The 16,681-nt window shown below is 61.2% G+C and carries 17 protein-coding genes; 5 read left to right on the top strand and 12 right to left on the bottom strand.

Annotated features, from left to right (window positions below):
• Positions 1–20 precede the first annotated feature (20 nt).
• Both G3N95_RS00360 and G3N95_RS00355 read right to left on the bottom strand, forming a co-directional pair.
• Positions 21–1,010, bottom strand: a complete 990-nt coding sequence (locus G3N95_RS00360; RefSeq protein WP_205967972.1) for a zinc-dependent alcohol dehydrogenase family protein — start codon at positions 1,008–1,010, stop codon at positions 21–23.
• Between the two features lie 104 nt (positions 1,011–1,114).
• On the bottom strand, positions 1,115–2,017 hold the full coding sequence (locus tag G3N95_RS00355) for a LysR family transcriptional regulator (protein WP_205967971.1): 903 nt from the start codon (positions 2,015–2,017) through the stop codon (positions 1,115–1,117).
• 217 nt (positions 2,018–2,234) lie between these two features.
• Between G3N95_RS00355 and G3N95_RS00350 the strand changes: the two genes are divergently transcribed.
• The 3 genes from G3N95_RS00350 to G3N95_RS00340 all read left to right on the top strand — a co-directional run bounded on the left by G3N95_RS00350 (position 2,235) and on the right by G3N95_RS00340 (position 4,411).
• A complete protein-coding gene (locus G3N95_RS00350; protein ID WP_205967970.1) occupies positions 2,235–2,720 on the top strand; it encodes an adenosine-specific kinase in 486 nt (161 codons plus the stop codon).
• A gap of 23 nt (positions 2,721–2,743) precedes the next feature.
• Positions 2,744–3,661, top strand: a complete 918-nt coding sequence (locus G3N95_RS00345) for a DUF4922 domain-containing protein (protein WP_205967969.1) — start codon at positions 2,744–2,746, stop codon at positions 3,659–3,661.
• Positions 3,662–3,766: 105 nt separating this feature from the next.
• Positions 3,767–4,411, top strand: a complete 645-nt coding sequence (locus G3N95_RS00340; protein WP_205967968.1) for an ABC transporter substrate-binding protein — start codon at positions 3,767–3,769, stop codon at positions 4,409–4,411.
• A 64-nt stretch (positions 4,412–4,475) separates the two neighbouring features.
• On the opposite strand, the gene G3N95_RS00335 is transcribed toward G3N95_RS00340, so the two are convergent.
• A complete protein-coding gene (locus tag G3N95_RS00335) occupies positions 4,476–5,384 on the bottom strand; it encodes a LysR family transcriptional regulator (protein ID WP_205967967.1) in 909 nt (302 codons plus the stop codon).
• Between the two features lie 89 nt (positions 5,385–5,473).
• Between G3N95_RS00335 and G3N95_RS00330 the strand changes: the two genes are divergently transcribed.
• Positions 5,474–5,986, top strand: a complete 513-nt coding sequence (locus G3N95_RS00330; protein ID WP_205967966.1) for an SRPBCC domain-containing protein — start codon at positions 5,474–5,476, stop codon at positions 5,984–5,986.
• A gap of 83 nt (positions 5,987–6,069) precedes the next feature.
• Here G3N95_RS00330 and G3N95_RS00325 read toward each other — a convergent pair whose 3' ends face one another.
• The 9 genes from G3N95_RS00325 to G3N95_RS00285 all read right to left on the bottom strand — a co-directional run bounded on the left by G3N95_RS00325 (position 6,070) and on the right by G3N95_RS00285 (position 13,578).
• Positions 6,070–6,540 carry a glycine zipper family protein gene (locus G3N95_RS00325; RefSeq protein WP_277397981.1) on the bottom strand — a complete coding sequence of 157 codons (471 nt, stop codon included), beginning with the start codon at positions 6,538–6,540 and terminating at the stop codon, positions 6,070–6,072.
• A gap of 104 nt (positions 6,541–6,644) precedes the next feature.
• The gene (locus G3N95_RS00320) at positions 6,645–7,223 is read right to left on the bottom strand and encodes a hypothetical protein (RefSeq protein WP_205967964.1); all 579 of its coding nucleotides are present in this window, start codon (positions 7,221–7,223) and stop codon (positions 6,645–6,647) included.
• 126 nt (positions 7,224–7,349) lie between these two features.
• Complete coding sequence (locus G3N95_RS00315; protein ID WP_205968708.1) at positions 7,350–7,724, bottom strand: RT0821/Lpp0805 family surface protein; 375 nt, start codon at positions 7,722–7,724, stop codon at positions 7,350–7,352.
• A 92-nt stretch (positions 7,725–7,816) separates the two neighbouring features.
• Complete coding sequence (locus G3N95_RS00310) at positions 7,817–8,497, bottom strand: MarC family protein (RefSeq protein ID WP_205967963.1); 681 nt, start codon at positions 8,495–8,497, stop codon at positions 7,817–7,819.
• A 29-nt stretch (positions 8,498–8,526) separates the two neighbouring features.
• Complete coding sequence (locus G3N95_RS00305) at positions 8,527–9,333, bottom strand: MipA/OmpV family protein (protein WP_205967962.1); 807 nt, start codon at positions 9,331–9,333, stop codon at positions 8,527–8,529.
• Between the two features lie 350 nt (positions 9,334–9,683).
• Entirely contained in the window at positions 9,684–10,622 is a 939-nt protein-coding gene (gene arcC, locus G3N95_RS00300) for a carbamate kinase (RefSeq protein WP_205967961.1), read from the bottom strand.
• Positions 10,623–10,715: 93 nt separating this feature from the next.
• The gene (locus G3N95_RS00295) at positions 10,716–11,726 is read right to left on the bottom strand and encodes an ornithine carbamoyltransferase (protein ID WP_205967960.1); all 1,011 of its coding nucleotides are present in this window, start codon (positions 11,724–11,726) and stop codon (positions 10,716–10,718) included.
• 49 nt (positions 11,727–11,775) lie between these two features.
• Positions 11,776–13,029 (bottom strand): arginine deiminase, encoded by a 1,254-nt coding sequence (gene arcA, locus G3N95_RS00290; protein WP_205967959.1) that lies wholly within the window; start codon positions 13,027–13,029, stop codon positions 11,776–11,778.
• 291 nt (positions 13,030–13,320) lie between these two features.
• On the bottom strand, positions 13,321–13,578 hold the full coding sequence (locus G3N95_RS00285) for a hypothetical protein (protein WP_205967958.1): 258 nt from the start codon (positions 13,576–13,578) through the stop codon (positions 13,321–13,323).
• Between the two features lie 733 nt (positions 13,579–14,311).
• Between G3N95_RS00285 and speC the strand changes: the two genes are divergently transcribed.
• Complete coding sequence (gene speC / locus G3N95_RS00280) at positions 14,312–16,675, top strand: ornithine decarboxylase (protein WP_205967957.1); 2,364 nt, start codon at positions 14,312–14,314, stop codon at positions 16,673–16,675.
• The last annotated feature ends 6 nt before the right edge of the window (positions 16,676–16,681 follow it).

The raw sequence follows: 16,681 nt of genomic DNA, 5'->3' as shown, positions 1-16,681 counted from the left end.
GCATGGCGATCACACCCCGCTCACACCTTGACGACGATCTTCCCAACCTGCGCGCCCGCTTCCATGTAGCGATGCGCGTCGGCCATCTCGTCAAACCCGAACACACGGTCGATGGCTGGCTTCAGCGCGCCTGAAGCCAGCCCATCCGTAATGAAGCGCTTCGCATCCGCCAGTTTCTGCGGATCGCCCGTAATCTCGAACAGTTCATAGCCGCGCACCGTCAGGTGCTTCGACAGCAGATCCATCACGGGCACGGGGATGTCCCGCGTATCGAGTGCGCCGTACTGGAAGAAGATGCCGTGCGCGCACAACGCCTGCAATTGATACGCAGCCGCCGGACCGCCAACGGGATCGAAGGCGATTCGCGCGCCCTTGCCGTCCGTCAGCGCCATTACCTGTTGCGGCAAGTCCGAACCGTCACCTGCGATCACATGCGCGGCGCCCGCCGCCAGCAGCGCATCGCGCTTCTTCTCGCTGCGCGTCAACGCGACGGGAATCGCCCCGACCATGTTGGCGATCTGGATCGCCGCCAGCCCGACACTGCTCGACGCCGCGCCGATCAGCACCGTTTCGCCCCCCCGCAACTGACCGAGTTCGATCAGCGCACCGTAGGCGGTGGCGAACATCATCCACGTCGCGGCGGCATCTTCGAAGGATAGCGACGGCGGATTCTTCACGACGGCATGCACGGGCGCATTCACCCGTTCGCCGTACATGCCGTAGTCGGCGAACGAGAAGGCGGGCACCACGCTCACCGCGTCGCCCACCGCGAAGTCCTTCACACCGCTGCCCACTGCGGCGACGATACCCGACGCCTCGTAGCCGAGCACTGCGGGAAAGCGCGGCTGAATCGTGTATTCGCCCGTTCGATACATGACTTCCGCGCGATTGATGCCGATTGCCTTGACCTCGATTTGTACTTCGTCCGCGTTGGGTGCGCGCACGTCGATGTCGTCGATCTGCAGCACTTCCGGACCGCCGATACGATGAAAACGGATAACTCGGGACATGTGTCATCTCCAGTGAAAAGGAATGGCATCACTGTAGGTCGCGCCCCGTGCGAGATAAACGGCTGACGCGATTACTCATTGTTATCGAACGGATAACAATCCGATCAGGCCGGATATCTGCGCGCGACAAGCTCCGTAAGCCATTCGACGAATACGCGCACCTTGTCGGGCAGATGCGCCTTGTTCGGGTACAGCACGGAAATGGGCTTCGGCACCGTCGCGATGCCGGGCAGGATTTCGACGAGTTGCCCCGAAACGATGAACGGTTGCAGCGCGGGCCGCAAGCCCTGCAACAGGCCCATTCCCGCGAGGCCGCATGCGAGAAATGCCTCGGCGTTGTCGGTAAGAATGCCGCTTGGCAGTCTCATCGCGACGACTTTTCCGGCGGGACGAAACACCCAGTCCATCACCCTGCGATTGCGGCCGCTGAAAAAATTGACGGCCTTGTGCGCGTGCAGATCGTCGAGTGTGCGGGGCAGCCCGTAGCGCGCGAGATACGTTGGCGAGGCACACGTCACCATTGGAATCGCGCCGAGCTTGCGCGCGATCATGCTCGAATCCTTCAGATCGCCGAGCCGCACGACGCAATCGATGCCCTCGCCGATCAGATCGGCCGGCTGATCGCTTGCGCCCAGTACGAGTTCGATCTGCGGATACTTCTGCTGGAAATCGGGCAACGCGGGGATCACGACGGCCTTTGCGACGGCGACCGCTATGTCGAGTCTTAGACGCCCTTTTGGCGATGCCCTCTGCTGCGAGAACGACGCGAATGTATCGTTGACACCCGCAAGAAGCTCGATGCAGCGACCATAAAAAGCTTCGCCCTCAGCCGTCATGCTGACTCTTCGCGTGCTCCGGTTCAGCAGCCGGATGCCCAGTTCCTGTTCGAGTTGCTGCACGGCTTTCGTGACGGCAGGCCGATGCAGCGCGAGCGTTTCGGCAGCGCGCGTGAAACTGCCGAGATCGACGATCTGCACGAAAATCTGCATCGTCTGCAGACGATCCATATGCGCTCCCACATCGCATGAAGACAGGAAATGTTCGCACACTCCGCGTCGTGCAGCAGGCCGTCTGCCACGGGCGCTTTCGCTCGCGCGCGCTTGCGTCTACGCTAGAGGAAGCTCGAACCGAGCATCTGGCGGGTGAGCCTTCCCGACGTCCGTGCCCCCTGCCATTTTCGTGCGTGTTCACCGGTGTTTTTGCCGCAACGGAGCGAGGCCCGCCATGCAACTGTCCGCCGTTACCGTCGTCAAGCCCGAATCGACCAACTTCATTCTCGGGCAGTCCCACTTCATCAAATCCGTCGAGGATATTCACGAGGCGCTCGTCGGCACCGTGCCTGGCATCAAGTTCGGCCTCGCGTTTTGCGAGGCGTCGGGCAAGCGGCTCGTGCGGCGCTCGGGCACCGACGATGCATTGATCGACATGGCAAGCCAGAACGCGCTGAACGTTGGTGCGGGCCACAGCTTCTTCGTCTTTCTCGGCGACGGCTTTTTCCCCGTCAACGTGCTGAATGTGCTGAAAACCGTGCCCGAGGTGTGCCGCATTTTCTGCGCGACGGCGAACCCCGTCGAGGTGCTGGTGGCCGAAACGGATCAGGGACGCGGCATCGTCGGCGTGATCGACGGATTTTCGCCGCTGGGTGTGGAAGGTGCCGAAGACGTGCAATGGCGCAAGGACCTGCTGCGCACGATCGGCTACAAACTCTGACACGACATCTGCGATTGCGATACATGCAACCTCCACACTTCGATCCGCGCAAGCTCTGGCCCGCCATCGAAAGGCAAACGGCGCACGCGCTGCAGTGCGGCGCGCTGCAACCCATCGACACCGTGCAGACCGTCATCGAAAGCGACGGCGTCCGCTTCATCGTGCGACAGGTGTCGAGCCTCACGCGCAAGGATCAGCAGCGTGTGCAGGCACGCAAGCTCCAGACGGAGAAGCGCGTTGCCGTCAATCCGTTCCTGCCGTACGAACCCGATCTGTTCGTCGCGGATATCTCCGGCACGCATCTCGCGCTGCTCAACAAGTTCAACGTGATCGATCATCATCTGCTGATCGTCACGCGCGAATTTCGACGGCAGGAAGCGCTGCTCGATCTCGCCGACTTCGAAGCGCTGATGCGCTGCATGGCGGGATTCGACGGCGTCGGCTTCTATAACTCCGGCCCCGAAGCGGGCGCCAGCCAGCCGCACAAGCATCTGCAGATCGTGCCGCTGCCGCTCGGCGATAGCGAGCTTCCCGTCCCCGTCGAACCACTGCTCGCGCAGGCCTTCGGCGCTGGCCCGGTTGGTCGCGTGCCGGGCTTGCCGTTCCGTCATGCGTTCGCGCGCCTCGCACTCGACGATGCCCCGCCCGACGCTGCCGCACACACCGCACTCGCGTGCTATCGCGCGCTGCTCGATGCTGCGGGCATCGGCGCAGGTGAAGTAGACGGCGAGCCGTGTCACGCGACGCCGTACAACCTGCTCGTCACGCGCCGCTGGATGCTGCTCGTTCCGCGCTCGATGGAACGCGTGGAGGGCGTGTCCGTCAACGCGCTGGGGTTCGCCGGTTCGCTGTTCGTGCGCGACGCGGCACATCTGGAACTGATCGAACGGCTCGGCCCGATGAACGTGCTGCGGCGCGTGGCCTGTCCGTCTGCTTCGTAGCGTCGGTCCCTGTCACCCCCGCTGCCGATTTCGCGCAACGCCCCTACAATAGCTCTCGCCACCGCGAAACCCTTCGCGGCCATCGTTCGCCTATGCATTCACACCATGAATATTGCCCACATCCGATCGCGATTTCTTGCCGCCGTCCTGTTCTTCACGATGCTCGCTTTCGGCGCTACGGCATCGGCGCAGAACGTCGACAGTTCCGATCCGCAGATGCTGGTCAAGGCGGTGACGCAGCAGGTGCTCGATGAAGTTCACACGCGCGCGATCGACCCGACGGACATCCCGCGCATCATGGATATCGTGAATCGCGACATCCTGCCGTATATCGACTTCGAACATACGACGCAGCTTGCATTGGCGCGCTATTGGCGCACGGCCACGCCCGCGCAGCAGCAGCAACTCGTTCAGCAGTTCAAGATGCTGCTGATCCACCTCTATTCGGGCGCGCTCGCGCAACTGAAGCCCGACCAGAAGATCGAATATCCGCCGATGCGCGTCTCGTCGAGCGACACGGACGCCGTCGTACGCACCATCGCGCTCACGAACGCACAGCCCGTCGAAATCGATTACCGCCTGCGCAAGACGCCACAAGGCTGGCGCGTGTATGACCTCAACGTGATGGGCGCATGGCTCGTGCAGACGTATCGCCAGCAGTTCGGCGAGACGATCCAGCAAAGCGGCGTCGATGGGTTGCTGCGCTTTCTGACGGAACGCAATCAGCAACTCGCATCGGGCAAGCAGTAACGCGTGTCACGCATGAACGCGTGAGCCGCGAACCACTTTGCATTCCGTCGTGGCATCGACGTGATCACGCGAGCGCATCGCACGTCTTGAACAGCAGCTCGCGCACCCAGCGATGCGCGGATGCGCGATGCGTGCGCTCGTGCCACGCCACGGTTTTTGTGAAGCCGGGAATCTCCAGCGGCGGTTCGAGCGTCACGAGTCCCTTCGATCGCGCAACGAGCCTCTGCGGCACGACGGCGATCAGGTCGCTGCTCTTGAGAATGCTCGGCAACACCAGAAAGCTCGTCACCGATACCGTCACGCGACGCTCGCGTCCAAGGCGCGCAAGCGCATCGTCCGTGATGCCGCGAAAACTGCCGCCGCTGTACGACACGAGCGCATGATCGAGTTCGCAAAAGCGATCGAGTGACAGCGCGCCGCCCCGCGCGTCCGGATGACCGGCGCGCATCACGCACACATAGCGCTCGTCGAACAGCCGCCGCGCATGCAGGTCCGGCAGCGCGCTTTCGGGCGTGACGAGCGCAAGGTCGATCTCGCCGCGTTCGAACTGCGTCTGCAGCAACGCGTCCTGCACGGGCACGACGGCGACCCGCACGCCGGGTGCCTTGCGTCGCAATGCTTCGAGAAACGGCAGCACCACCGCTTGCAACGCGTAGTCGGTCGACGCGACGGTCAGCGTCAGTTCGGCCGTTGCGGGATCGAATGCCTGGGGACGCAGCAGCGCGTCGATCTCGCCGAGAATCTGCTTGAGCGGCGCCGCGAGTTCGAGCGCGCGCAGTGTCGGCACGATGCCGCGTTGCGTGCGCACGAACAGCGGATCGTCGAAGCCTTCGCGCAAGCGCGTCAGCATGCCGCTCACGGCGGGCTGCGTAAGTGCAAGACGCTGCGCCGCCTTCGTCACGTTGCGTTCGTCGAGCAACGCGTCGAGTGTGCGCAACAGGTTCAGGTCGATGGTTCTGATATCAGATTGCATGATGGTGAAAATCATCAAACGCGATTGGATTTATTTCAGGATAGCGCCGATGATGGCCCCTGTTCAACCATCAGCAAGGACAGGCAACCATGCATGACATCGTTTGGCCCGAAGGCTATGTGCCGGGCTTCTCCGACAACTTCGCTTCGAATGAAATGATCGTGGCGGGGCTGAGCGTCGCAGACGTGTGGCAGCAGCTCGACGACACGACCGCGTGGCCGGGCTACTACAGCAACGCGTCGGATATCCGTTTCCACGACGGCCAGGGCCCTGCGCTCAGCCAGGGCGCGCGCTTTCGATTCATCACGTTTGGCTTTTCAGTCGAGGCGGAAGTCACCGAGTATGTGCCGCCCGTCGACGGCGCAGCGGCGCGCGTCGCGTGGCACGGCTGGGTGGAAGGCGATGCGCAGTCGCGGCTCGATGTGCATCATGCGTGGCTGTTCGAGGCGCTGCCGGGAGAGCGCGTGCGTATCCTCACGCAGGAAACCCAGAATGGCGAGCCCGCGAAAGTACTCGCGCGGACGCGGCCGAATCCGATGATCAACGGCCATCAGGAATGGCTCGATGGCCTCGTGGACGCAGCACGGCGCGCGCGTGGCTGAAGCAGCGAGCGCGCGCCTGCGATCACAGGCGCGGCACGACGGATGGCTCAGTGCATCGCGTGGTGCATCGATCAGTGCATCGATCAGTGCATCGTATAGCCGCGGCCGCTCATGCACGCGGAATAAGCCTGGTTGAAAGCGCCCATCGCGTTCTGCTGCTGGGCTTGCGAATTGGCCTGTGCATTGCGCTGGTTCTGACGCGCGCGCATGCCACCGCCCATCGTGCCCGCTGCGGCGCCGATGGCGGCGCCCTTGCCTGCATCACCCGCAATCGCGCCGATGACCGCGCCGCCCGCCGCTCCGCGCGCGGCTCCGCCGACGCGCTCGCCACCGCCTACAGCCGGACCCGACGGCGGCGGCGGTGTTGCCGCGACAGCCGCCGGATCGACGCCCGTCTGCTGCTTAGCCCACGATGCGCAGGCGCCTTGATCTTGCTGCTGCTTCTCCGGACTTTGACCTTTGGCCGGATAAGCGACGGGCTGCGCCTCGGCAACGGTCTGACAACAAAGCAGTGCAACGACACCGATGACCGACATCCGACGCTTGCTGAGCATGTTCATGAGAATCCCCTTAGTGGTGGTCGTGATCACTTCTCAGTCTATTCGCTGTGTCGTGCAGGTGTTAGTAATCTTTCACGCGGCTTGATTAATTCGAAGTCCTAGCGCTGTACGGCGCCTCTTGACGCGCGCACCTGCCGTGCGGCCTTCGTCGCGCATGCACGGTAGCGGCGCTTCACGTCGTTGACGAGCATCAGACACGCGATCAATGGCGCGAGAATGAATGCGTACCCTATGACGTATCTAAACCATTCATGCTGGAAAGCGGACGGTTCGAGCCTCGGCATGAACAGTGCCGGCATCAGTATCCCGGCAACGTACAACACATCGACCCAGATCCGAAGTCTCGCTGCAAGCGCGGTCGCAGCCGCTATCAGCACAGCCGACAGCGCGCAGCCCCACTGCATGAAACCCGCTGGAAAAAGGCGTGCAAGCCCTGCCCAATCACTCAAGAAAACGATGTCGATCAGCGCCGCCAATGCGGCCGTAAAGATCGCGACGGGCGGCGTCAGAAAAAAGCGTTGCAGATCGTGTCGCGCCTGCACGTCGGCATGGCAGACACACCTGAACCCGTCGTACCAGTCGCGCCATTCGTCACTGCTGACGGGAAATGGATTAATCGCCTCGTCGCTGCCGTTTTCCGCAGCGATCAGTCCTAGATCGAATGCGCTCTTTTCCATGCGAATGCTGTATTGATTTCGGCAATCCGTCACGAGGGAGTACGAGTGTAGGACATGGCAGCTTCAGCGAAGCTTAAGACCAGCGTCGCGCACAGTAGCGCAAGGTGCTCAGACAGCCAACGGCCATCAGCGCTTTTGCAATGCCCAGTCCGTTTTACCCGTGCCGCAGAACTTGGGGTGAAGGTTCATCGACTGCCCTTTTGCAGACAGTACGACGGTGACGTTTCGGCAGGTCTTGTTTCCCTCCTGGCTCGTGCTCTCCGGTGTCATCGCCGCGTCGATTTTCACGCTGTTGCCCGTGCCCTCGTTGGTCCATTGTGTCGTCTCGCCGTCTTTCTTCGTGTTGAGCACGTCCGTGAGCGCGACCTTGATCGAGTCCATGTCGGGCTTCTTGATGTATGACATCGGCGTGTCGTTGAGAAAGTTGAGATTGGTCGCGTGAGCGGCAGCCATGCCCATCAATAGGAATAGCGTCGATGTCAGGCGCACGCAGCGCGTCATCAGACCATTTTTCGGCTTCTGGAATGACATGAAAAGCTCCTCTTTCTGACCTCGTTCCCGCGCCGCCACACCAGATGGCGGCACCCAGATCGTCATTTGAAACGCACCCACAACGGCACCGATTCGAGCAGATCGTCGACGCCCAGCCACAATATCTGAACGCCGATGCAAAACAGCACGAACGCGAACAGCCGCATCGCAATCTCGGTGCCGACAGGCCCCAACAGCTTCTCGAGGTTCGCTGCAAAGCGTACGCAAAGATAGATGCTGGCCCACAGGATCCCCAGCGCGACGAGCACGCCGGCGAGGTGGACCCATGCGATGCCGCCGCGCGGCCTGCCTGTGCCCAGCGCGACTGCGACTGCGATCGATCCGGGTCCGACCGTGATGGGAAGCGTCAGAGGATAAAAAGCCTTCGAGCGCAGCGAGACTTCGCGTGTTGCGTCTTGCGCCGGCCCTTGCTCCGGCTCGCGATCCGTATCCGCCGGTTCGTGCAGCAGATTCCAGCCCGCAAACGCGATCACGAGTCCGCCCGCCACGCGCAACGCGGGCAGCGAGATACCGAAGAAAGACAACACGTAAGCGCCGATCGAAAGCGACGCGAACAGAATGACCAGGCTGTTGATCGATATGCTTCTGGCCAGAAAGGCCCGCTCTTTCTGCGTCGCGTGCGGTACGAGGCTCAGCACGATGAATCCCGCCGCCGGCGGATTGATCACGGGAAACAGACCCGCGACGACGAGAAGCACCGTCTCAGCAAACTGGTTCAGCATCCTGGCTCCCCGCTTGCACGAAAAGCATCTCAGCGAAACGCGTAGGCGATGCCCACGCCGTATGTGATCTGATTACGGGTTCCCCGCTGGGTGACGATGGGACTGTTGGCCGCGTCGTCCATCAGGCGCTGGTAGTACACCATCGCGCCCGCATACCAGCTCGGGTTGATCTGGTAAATCGCTGCAATCCAGCTGGTGATCTGGTTCAAACCGCCGCCTGCCGTATACACGGGAAGTCCGCTCTTCGCGGAGTCCTGCTGGGTGACACCGTAGTACGTCTCGTTGAAGCCGCCGCTGACCCACGTCGCCCCCAGTCCACCGCCGATGAATACGCGCGAGTGGACCGGAAACCATGCGCTGGTGTTCAGCGAAACACGTGCGCCCGAATAGACGACGCCCGCATTCGTGACCACCGTGACCTCGCCCCGCAGACGGTACGGCACCTCGCCGACATGGCTATATTCGTAGCCGACGAACCCGCCGCCTTCAAGTGTCGTATCGACGCTGTGCACCTGGGAGACGACGGGATCGTCAACATCGCGCCTACCGAGCCGCAGCGCGAGCGCGGGTCCCCACTGGAAGCCCGTCAGGTTGCCGAAATTGTATTGCGCATAAGTGCCGTACCACTCGAACAGATGGCCGCCGCTCGTCACATAACGCATGCCCGGCACCACTCCGACGATGCGATCTTTTCCGCCCGCGTACTCGGTAGTCGAGCCGATACCCGCACCGAAGAAGTTCGGCAATTCATTCGACAGGTCGACGGGACTTGCCACCGCGTCGTGCAGGACGGCAACCGCCCCCAGTGCAACGATATGCCTCGACAGCTTGATCATTGAACTCCTCGAGTCGATCGCAACGGCACTCGGCAATTGCATCGCGCTTCACGGCGGGCTATCGCCATGCACTGCCGACTCGAATGCAGAACGCGTTGAGCGACATCCAGCCCGATAGAAACACGCAGCTTGCGCGCGATCAGGTAGCGAAACCCGGCAATTCGCGCCGTAGATCGCCTGTCGTGCAGGGCAAAGCCGAGTCGAAAAGAGAATGACGCCGACGGGCATGCCGTCGGCTGTTGCCGTCCCGCAATAGCAGATGCCGAAGCACGGGCCCATCTTGCAGCGTGTATGCGCCCGGCCGAACGCAGACGCGAAAGCAATCGCGACGCTCGAACGCGACAGCCAACCTACGCGCGCGGATAGAACGTGATGCCGGGATCGCGCACGCTGATGCGCGTCCCCGCCGTACCCTGCGTGATCGCCTCGATATCGGGCAGCGCACCTATCACGGCGTCCTTGCCCGTCTTCCGCGCGAACTCGATGGCCGCCTGCACCTTCGGGCCCATCGACCCCGACGCGAAACCGAGTTTTTCGAGTTCATCGGGATGGCCGCTCGCGATGGCTTTCTGCGTCGGCTTGCCCCAGTCCACGTAGGCCGCGTTCACGTCGGTCGCGATGACGAGCAGGTCCGCCTCCAGTTCCTGCGCCAGCAGCGCCGAGCACAGATCCTTGTCGATCACGGCTTCCACGCCGCGCAGCTTGCGGTTCTCGTCGTAGCAGGTCGGAATCCCGCCGCCGCCCGCGCAGATGACCACGGTTCCCCGCTCGAGCAGCCACTTCACCGGCCTGATTTCGAAGATCCGCTGCGGACGCGGACTGGCGACCACCCGGCGATACTTGTCCCCGTCTTCCGCAATGCTCCAGCCTTTTTCCTGCGCCAGTTTCTGCGCCTCTTCTTTGGTGTACACAGGGCCGATTGGTTTGGTCGGATGACCGAAGGCCGGGTCGGCGAGATCGACTTCGACCTGCGTCAGGATCGTCGCAAACGGTACCTCGAACGGAAGCAGATTGCCCAGTTCCTGCTCGATCAGATAGCCGATCATGCCTTCCGTCTGCGCGCCGAGCACGTCGAGCGGATAAGGTGCGACTTCCGTGTAGGCAGCGCTTTGCAGCGCCAGCAATCCCACCTGCGGACCATTGCCATGTGCGATGACGAGTTCATTGCCCGCAGCTACTCTGGCGATCTGCGCAACGGCGACCTTGACGTTCTCGCGCTGCTGGCTTTCCGTCATCGGTTGGCCGCGCTGCAATAGCGCATTGCCGCCGAGTGCAATGACCATGCGCATGATGTCTCCCTCCTGCTGATTGCGTCGATGCGCCACGCGGGCGCCCGGAACAGGCGCCGCATGGCCGCGATCATCCTCGCGATGCCGGTGCCCTCAGATATCGGCGAGGGTCGACACGAGGATGGCCTTGATCGTATGCATCCGGTTTTCGGCCTGTTCGAACGCAATGTTGTAGTCGGACTCGAACACCTCTTCGGTGACCTCGATGCCGTTCGCCAGATTCGGATAGCGTTCCGCAATCTGCTGACCGACCTTGGTCTCGCAGTTGTGGAATGCAGGCAGGCAGTGCATGAAGCGGGTTCGCGGATTGCCCGTCGATTCGATCAGCGCCTTGTTCACCTGATAAGGCAGTAAGGCCTTGATTCTTTCGTCCCAGGCTTCGACGGGTTCGCCCATCGACACCCACACGTCCGTGTGAATGAAGTCCACCATCTTCACGGCTTCTTTCGGATCTTCGGTGAGCGTCATGCGCGCGCCGCTTTCCTTCGCGAATTGCCGGCACGCATTGAGATGCTCTTCGTTCGGCCACAGCGCCTTCGGCGCCGCGATGCGCACGTCCATGCCCAGCTTCGCGCCGATCAGCAAGAGCGAATTGCCCATGTTGTTGCGCGCGTCGCCGAGGTACGCGTAGCTGATGTCGTGCAACGGCTTGTCGGCATACTCGCGCATCGTCAGCACGTCGGCGAGCATTTGCGTCGGATGGTATTCGTCAGTCAAGCCGTTGAAGATGGGCACCGATGCATAGTGCGCGAGTTCTTCGACGATCTCCTGACTGTAACCGCGATATTCGATCGCATCGAACATACGGCCCAGCACGCGCGCCGTATCCTTCATGCTCTCCTTGTGTCCGATCTGTGACGAGGTCGGATCGATATACGTTACATGCGCACCCTGGTCGTGCGCGGCCACTTCGAATGCGCAGCGCGTGCGCGTCGACGTCTTTTCGAAGATCAGCGCGATATTCTTGCGCTGCAGATGCTGCTGTTCCGTGCCCGCGTATTTGGCGCGCTTGAGATCGCGCGACAGATCCAGCAGGTAGCGCAGCTCCCGCCCGCTGTGATGCATCAGGCTCAAAAGGCTACGGTTCCGCAGATTGAACGCCATCAGTTGTCTCCGTTGTCGGGCAGACGCGCCGTCCGGCGCGGCACGCCGCTCAGTAATCGACAGGGTCGCGCGCGATCGGGCAAGTCATGCAATGTCCGCCGCCGCGCCCACGCCCAAGCTCGCTGGCCGCGATCGTGATCACCTCGACGCCCGCCTTGCGCAGCAGCGTGTTGGTGAACGTGTTGCGGTCGTAACCGATCACGACACCGGGCTCGACACACACCATGTTGTTACCGTCGTCCCATTGCTCGCGCTCGGCCGCAAAGCGGTTGCCGCCCGTTTCGACGACCCGCAGTTCTTTCAGGCCCAGCGCATCGCCCACTGCCTTGATGAACGGCTTGTCTTCGCGCTGGATGCTCATGCCGTAAGACGCCTTCTCGTCAGGCCGGATCGTGAACGTGACGATCTGCGCGACCACGTCGGGAAACACCGTGACGAGATCGCGGTCGCAGAAGCTGAACACCGTGTCGAGATGCATCGCCGCGCGCGACTTCGGCATGCCCGCAACCAGCACCTGCTCAGCCGCGCCTTTCTCGAACAGCGCGCGTGCAACTTGCCCGATGGCCTGACGCGACGTGCGCTCGCCCATGCCGATCAGGACAATGCCTTTGCCGATCGGCATCACGTCGCCGCCTTCGAGCGTCGACGCACCGTGATCGACATCGGGGTCGCCCCACCAGACTTCGAAGTTCGCATTGGCGAAGGTCGGATGGAACTTGTAGATCGCCGCTTCGAGCAGCGTTTCCTGTCGCCGTGCCGGCCAGTACATCGGGTTCAGCGTCACGCCGCCGTAGATCCAGCAGGTGGTGTCGCGCGTAAACACGGTGTTCGGCAGCGGCGAGAGCAGGAAGCTGGAGTAATCCAGATACTCGCGGAACAGCTTGACGACGGGCGCGTCGCTGCTCGGAATATCGTCGAGTGACAGGCCGCCGATCAGAAACTCGGCGAGCCGGCGCGAATCCAGTTCATTCATCCACGCGCGCACCTCGGTACTCAGACCGACGCCGACACTATCGTCGCTGATTCTTCTGTCGAGTATCCATTTGCGCGCGTCGGGAACATCCAGCGTCTGCGTCAGGAGGTTGTGCACATCCAGCACCTCGACGCCGCGCTCACGCATCTTCGTCACGAAATCGAAGTGATCGCGCTTGGCCTGACTCACCCAGATCACGTCGTCGAACAGCAGTTCGTCGCAGTTGCTGGGAGTCAGCCGCTGGTGAGCAAGCCCCGGCGACGAGACCATGACCATGCGCAGCTTGCCGACTTCGGAGTATGCCCCGAGCCTGGTGGTTTCCGCATTCATCGCGTTCTCCCTTGTTCAGATAGAAGTGTCAGGAGTCCGTTAACAATGAGTTCTTTGCGTTGGCTGCGACGTGCGCTTCTACCTGTTACCTGCTTTCCCGTCATTGCGATCTTTCTAATCGGCACGCCGTCTGCAGATCATTCTGGTAGATGAAACCATTTTGTTCAAGATTCCAAATAAATGACATGAGAATATGGATCACGCCGCCCTAGCGGCGTGATGGAACATGAAAATATCCACTCGATATTTTCAGAAAAAAGAATGACGAAGCAGCTTACCGGTCACGTCCGATCATTGAGTTCGAGCCGCAGCAATAGCCGCATCGCGTTCTTTCTTGGCTTCAGCTTTCTTGTGGTCATAGACCTTCTTTGCCGCCGCCACCTTCTTGTCATAAGCGCGATTCGCGGCAGCTTCTTCCTGGCGCATCTTCACGATCGCATCGTTGCTGCCCGCATTCGCGGCAGGCGCCGATGCCGCATCGTTCTGCGCCCATGCGGTCAGTGCAAATGAAAATGCGACAGCGGACAGCATAAGTCTGATGAACGTCATGGTCTTCTCCCGATGATGAACCCACCGTTACAGAAACAGGTTGTTGAAGGAACGTGGAGATAGTGGCGCGAACGCGCATTGCGCAATGACACACACGCAGGCGCCAGCGCTGTCGTCCGGCGATGGCATGAATTCAGACCGAGTACTGACAGGTCCGTCGGCTGTTATAGGTGACGGGGAGCGCTGTCGCAAGCAACTGTCGCCCTTTCGACACTAAGCCCGTCATTGATAAGCATGCTGCGCAAAAGCGTAATCATTCAACCCGCATTTATCCAACCGAATAATCACTCGTACTCGTTCAATAACGGGAAACGAAAGACGCATTGGCTCATTTCATGATCACGCTTTTCTTTAAGCTACTTATGACATGCATGCAGCCAAATCACGATTTCGCAAGGTGTAAAAAACTTGCATTGTTCGAAAAGCTTGCCAACCATATACGTAGCACATGCAACCTATGCATCGTCCGGCCCATTGCCGAACACGGACAAAAACCAGGAGACCGAGAGCCCGCCATTTTCAGTCCGGCTCTTGCATCGCATTGTCGAGTAGCAGAATTCAGGTAGACGCAGTGTGGTTGACCTTCCCGCTTCCTGTTCGACCGTAATAAGAAACTTGCTCACAACGCTGAACGCAGCCGGCTGATGAATCCGTGCGCGCGGTACGGCGGCAGCCGGTTCGCCGCCGCGTCGACTTCGCACGCTCTCGAAAGCCTGGCGAAGAAGGAGTGACTATGGTCCCTCGATCCATCAAAGCGCCAACCATTCCGATTGCCTTTCACAAACTGTTGAAGGTCGTCGCGATCGTCGACGGCAACGACGCGCAGACCGGCGAGTTGCTTGCGGATATCACCGCCGAGCATTACCGGGTCGAAGTCACCGACAGCTACACACGCGATGTCAACGAAGATGCCGAGGTCGGCGCCTATATCATCCTGATCGACGGCGCATGCCTCGAGCCTGCACGCAAGCTCGCTGCGGCCGTGCGGTCGCTCGGCTTCCGTACGCCGCTCTGGGCGCTGGCCAACTCGCACCGGCTGTCGGACCTTGCCGTAACGGGCGGACTCGGTGAAGTCGACGGCTATATCTATCTGGGACAGCAAACGCCCGCTTTTTACGCGAAGCAGGTGATGGGCAGCGTCGTCAAATACGGCTTGAGCCTGCTGCCGCCGTTCTTCGGCGGACTCGTTGCGTACGATGCGGAAGCCAACATTGCGTTCGATTGTCCCGGTCATCAAGGCGGGCAGTTTTATCGGAAGTCGCCCGCCGGCCAGCTATTCTTCAAGCACTTCGGCGAAAGCATCTTCAGAAACGACCTGTGCAATGCCGACGTCGATCTCGGCGATCTGCTGATTCACGAGGGCGCCGCCGCCGACGCCCAGCGCCACGCCGCCGAGATATTCGGCGCAGACCAGACCTACTTCGTGCTCAACGGAACCAGCACGTCCAACAAGATCGTGACGGGCGCCGTGCTCAAACGCGGCGATCTGGTTCTATTCGACCGCAACAATCACAAGTCGCTGCATCAGGGTGCGCTGGTGCAGGCAGGCGCCATTCCCATCTTCCTGCCGACGTCGCGCAACGCGTTCGGCATGATCGGCGGCGTCGACTGGGAAGCATGGAACGAAGACTATCTGCGCGAGCAGATCCGCAACAGCCCGCTCGTGAAAGACCGCGAACGCGCGGGCGCCGAACGGCCGTTCCGGCTCGCCTGCATTCAGCTCGCGACCTACGATGGAACGATCTACAACGTCCGCAAAGTGCTGGAACGGATCGGCCACCTGTGCGACTACGTGCTGTGGGACGAAGCGTGGATCGGCTACAACGCGTTCCATCCGCTGTTCAACGATCACAGTCCGATGCGCCTGAAGGATCTGACGCCGGACATGCCGGGCCTTTTCTCGACCCAGTCCGTTCATAAGCAGGGCGCCGGCTTTTCGCAGGCCTCCCAGGTTCACAAGCGAGACGATCACATTCGCGGACAGAAGCGCTATATCGAGCACAAGCGTTTCAACGAATCGTTCCTGATCCACGCGAGCACGTCACCCTTCTATCCGCTGTTCGCGTCGCTCGACGTCAACGCGAAGGTCCACGAAGGCAAAGCGGGCGAGATGCTCTGGGACAGCTGCATCGAACTCGGCATCGAGGCGCGCAAGAAGTTTCGCCAGTTCGCCCGTCACTACGAGATGACGGGCAGGAACGCGCAGGAGCAATGGTTCTTCGATCCTTTCGTGCCGGACGTCGTCGATATCCGCAACTCGAATTTCATGGCCGACGCGTCGAGTATCCCGTGGGAAGACATTCCGACGGACGTCATCAAGCACGAGCAGCAATGCTGGGAGTTCCGTCCGGAAGCGGCGTGGCACGGCTATACGGGTTACGCCGACGGCTACGTGATGGTGGATCCGAACAAGCTGAATCTGCTGACACCGGGCATCGACAGGAAGACGGGCGAGTATCTCGACTTCGGCGTGCCCGCGACGGTGGTGGCGAACTATCTGCGCGAGGAAGGCATCGTCCCGGAGAAATGCGACCTGAACAGCCTGCTCTTCCTGATGACGCCCGCCGAAGACGAAAGCAAGCTGAACACGCTGATCGCACGCTTCGTCAAATTCAAGAACCTGTGGGACCGCGACGCCGCACTGGCCGAAGTCCTGCCTTCGCTGTGCGCGGCGCACGGCAGCCGCTATGAAGGCTACACGCTGCGCCAGGTGTGCAACGAGATGCACACGTTCTATCGCGAAGCGAACGTCAAGAATCTGCAGAGGCTGTGCTTCCGCGCGTCGAGCTTTCCGGAACTCGCGATGTCGCCGGAAGAAGCCTACGAAGCGCTCGTCGCGAATCGCGTCGACTACGTGCCGCTCGATCAGGCAAAGAACCGCGTTTCCGCCACGCTGGCGCTGATCTATCCGCCAGGCATCGGCGTCGTGCTGCCCGGAGAACGTTGGGATGACCGTGCCCAACCCATGCTGGATTACTTCATGGCGTTTCAGGAATCGTTCAATCGCTTCCCCGGCTTCAATTACGAAGTCCAGGGCGTGTTCCAGGAACGCGAAGACGGTCGCATCCGTTTCTATACCTACGTGGTCAGTGAGTAAGCGATA

The sequence above is a fragment of the Paraburkholderia sp. Tr-20389 genome, from assembly GCF_017104565.1.
Classification (GTDB): Bacteria; Pseudomonadota; Gammaproteobacteria; order Burkholderiales; family Burkholderiaceae; genus Paraburkholderia.
Note: the sequence above shows the minus strand (reverse complement) of the source record. Positions and strands in the feature narration are given on the sequence as shown.